Here is a 3,530-nt window from a genome sequence, read left to right as displayed (position 1 = left end):
TATTTGTGTAGTCTCGAATGGGTATCGCAATGCAGGAGACGTTTTCCTCATATTCGTTATTATCCATAGCGAAGTTATTTGCTCTGACTATACTTAGTTCATCTAAAAAATCTATATAGTTCAAAATTGTATTGGAAGTATATTTTTTTACATCGGTATGAAGGAAATAATTTTTAATTTCTTCATTTGTAAAGTTCTGCATAAAAAGCTTACCACTTGCCGTTGCATACAATGGATTTCTAGCACCAATTAAAGCCTGAGAGGGCATTTGACTTAATGGATCAACTTTATAGATGGTTACAGACGCATAATCGTTTATTATGCTAAGCATACAGGCACGATTTAATTTGTTGGAAAGCTCTTCAATAATGGTGGCGTAGTTGGAAGAATTTAAAGTGTGGTATTTGGGGACCGAGATACCAATTTTATATGCACCCCAACTAAGGCGGTAGGTTTTAATAACTCCGGGAGTTTTTTCCACAAAATTATATGCTAATAGGGTATCTAAAATTCTATGAATGGTACTTTTATTAAGATTTAGCTTTGTACTGATTGCACTAAGTGTCATGCCATCACTGGAGGCTGACTGAGAAATGACGTCTAATACCTCAAGAGCATTTCCCAAAGTGTGTAATGGGTATTTCGGTAAGTAAGGCTCCATAAGATCTTCCTTTCGTTTTAGTATGTATATATAGTTTCTTTTATGTAGAACGTTATATCACTATTATAGCAAAAAAATAAATTTATGAAAAGATAAAATAAGAAAATGAGATGAAGTGAAGTGAAATGAACCCTATTATTATTTGTATAATATTTACATTAAAAATTATTCTATATAGAAGAATTGTTTATAGCGTCTTTTCAATTTGGGGAACTAAATTCTGATATATAAAATCCAATTTTTAAAATCATAAAATATACTTTATTGAGTGTAAAAAAATTCTGTAAGGCTTAGAAATGGAAAAATGAATTTTACTATATCCAATGGAAAAAAATTAAGAATGATAAATTTATAAATTTTGAACAAATAATAATGAAGAAAAATCCATTCATTGTACCCATAACTTTTATCTAATAATGTGTCGCTTTTCGTATAATATTGCATTATTCAAGAGTTTTTGGTTTTTATCCGATTATTTTGACGTGAAATTTTAGGATCTGATTAACAAAAGCAGCAATAGGGGGAATTATTCTGAATAGGGAAATGGTATTTCAGATAAATTCTAAAAAATCTGTTTTTTTCATGTTCTAACCTAGAAAAATAGCGTTGTTTAATTGATTTGATGAAAAAATTCACTTATGATTTAGACATAAATTTAAAGACTACAAGATGCAGTAAATTAAACAAGTGGTTTCTGCAAATTTTAGTCTTGCTTCTGGACACGCGATTGAAGCAAATTTTAGATTGATAATAGAAGGAGAGATAAGATTGAAAACATTGAATTTTTCTGTTGAAGAGTACATGCAAAGAGTTTCCAACACGAAAAAAAGCATGGAACAAAAAGGAATTGACGTTCTAATCGTTACAGATCCTGGCAACATGAACTATCTTACGGGATTTGATGGCTGGTCATTTTATGTGCATCAGGGCGTAATTGTGGCGTTGGATGAAAAAGACCCGCTTTGGTTTGGACGAGGTCAGGACGGTAATGCAGCAAGATTAACTACATATCTTCCTGAAGAGAATATCTATGCTTATACTGATGACTATGTTCAGTCTACAGTAAAACATCCTTATGAATATGTTGCAGATATTTTGAAAGAAAGAGGTCACGATAAAAAAGTTGTGGCAACAGAAATGGATGCATATTATTACTCTGCAAAATGTCAAGTTGCTTTAGAAGCCAGCTTACCCAATGCAAGATTTAAAGACGGAAATAATATTGTAAACTGGGTTAAGATCATTAAGAGCGAAAACGAAATTGCTTTTATGAAAAAAGCAGCAGTGATTGCTCAAAATGTAATGCAGGTGGCGTATGACAGCGTAGAGATTGGTGTGCGTCAGTGTGATGCTGCCGCAGCTGTTTATCATGCGCAAATTACAGGTACAAAGGAATATGGCGGAGAGTATTCTTCTATCGTTCCTTTGATGCCTGCTGGTGTTAGAACATCTACACCGCATTTAAGTTGGACCGATGAAGTTTATAAAGATGGAGACACGGTGATTCTTGAGTTAAGCGGTAACTATCGTCATTATCACTGTCCACTGGCAAGAACTATGGTTTTGGGAAATGCTCCTCAGAGAATTTTGGACTTGGGAGCAACAGTTTCTGAGGGTCTTACAGCAGCGCTGGAAGGAATCAAACCGGGTATGTATGCTGAAGATGTAGAGAGAATTTGGGCAAGAACCATTGCAAAAAGTGGATTTGTGAAAGATTCCCGTATCGGTTATTCCATGGGCTTGAACTTCCCTCCTGATTGGGGCGAACACACGGCATCCCTCCGTCCTGGGGATAAAACAGTTCTTCAGCCTGGTATGACATTCCATATGATTCCTGGCATTTGGTTGGATGATTGTGGTGTAGATACAAGCGAACCCTTCTATATCACTGAAACGGGTGCTGTACCATTTTGCAGCTTTAGAAGAGAGCTATTGGTAAAGAAATAATCTAATCTGATTTTGGATACACAGAAAAAATTTCTGTGTATCCAAAAAGTAAGAGGGGAGTTTTAAAGTGAAGAAAGTCGATGAGATGATTTCCAAAATTGAAGAATTATTTCTCAGTTATTCCATCATTTTTATGGCAATAATTCTAATTGGCGGTGTTTTCGCCAGAGCAGTGTTAAATTCAAGTTTAACGTTTACAGAAGAAGTAGGGCAGATTTTAAATATCATCGTAACTTTTTTTGGTATAGGATACTGCGCCAGACAGGCAAGACATATTAGCATGTCTGTTGTTTACGACATTGTGAATAAAAAAGGAAAAAAGTTAATGATGTGTATAATTTCCTTGCTTACTGCGATTATCATGTTTTATTTAACTTATCTAAGTATTTATTACGTTACAAGCGTACTGGAATTGGGTAGAGTAACAGCAGCACTTAGAATCCCTATGTGGATTACTTATGTTCCTATTCCTTTAGGATTTTTACTGGGTGGCATAGAATATTCAAAAACATTTGTGAAAAATATCAGAAACAAAGATGAAATTTTTATTTCTAGTATTTACAGACATGGTGAAAACATGGAGGAAATAGAAGAACTAGAGAAAGGAGATGTGAATTAAATAATGGTAGGTTTATTATTGGGTCTGATGGTTTTTTTCTTATTATTTAATTTCCCTATGGTTATACCAATGGTTGCCGCACCCTTGGCAGTTATGATTGGTTTTATGCCTAATATGGATTTATCTATGTCAATTCAACAGCTCATTGCGGGTGTTTCGGCGCAAGTGCTTCTTTCCGTACCTATGTTTATCTTTGCAGCAGATATTATGTGTGCAGGTTCTACTACCCAAAGATTGCTGGATTTAGTAGAAACCTTTGTTGGGCATATCCATGGCGGTATGGCAATTACCACAGCTGCAACT

Annotated in this window: 4 protein-coding genes; 3 read left to right on the top strand and 1 reads right to left on the bottom strand. The window is 34.6% G+C overall.

Features of this window, described 5'->3' with window-relative positions; translation table 11 throughout:
- On the bottom strand, nucleotides 1–661 hold a 661-nt coding region (locus RTK36_RS07745; RefSeq protein WP_312045908.1), incomplete at its 3' end, for an IclR family transcriptional regulator.
- 768 nt (nucleotides 662–1,429) lie between these two features.
- Between RTK36_RS07745 and RTK36_RS07740 the strand changes: the two genes are divergently transcribed.
- The 3 genes from RTK36_RS07740 to RTK36_RS07730 all read left to right on the top strand — a co-directional run.
- Nucleotides 1,430–2,608 (top strand): M24 family metallopeptidase, encoded by a 1,179-nt coding sequence (locus tag RTK36_RS07740; RefSeq protein ID WP_312045906.1) that lies wholly within the window; start codon nucleotides 1,430–1,432, stop codon nucleotides 2,606–2,608.
- Between the two features lie 67 nt (nucleotides 2,609–2,675).
- A complete protein-coding gene (locus RTK36_RS07735; protein WP_312045904.1) occupies nucleotides 2,676–3,227 on the top strand; it encodes a TRAP transporter small permease in 552 nt (183 codons plus the stop codon).
- A gap of 3 nt (nucleotides 3,228–3,230) precedes the next feature.
- On the top strand, nucleotides 3,231–3,530 hold a 300-nt coding region (locus RTK36_RS07730), incomplete at its 3' end, for a TRAP transporter large permease subunit (protein WP_312045902.1).

The sequence above is a fragment of the Anaerotignum sp. genome, assembly GCF_031981185.1.
Taxonomy (GTDB): domain Bacteria; phylum Bacillota; class Clostridia; order Lachnospirales; family Anaerotignaceae; genus Chakrabartyella.
This window is presented reverse-complemented; position numbering and strand designations above follow the sequence as displayed.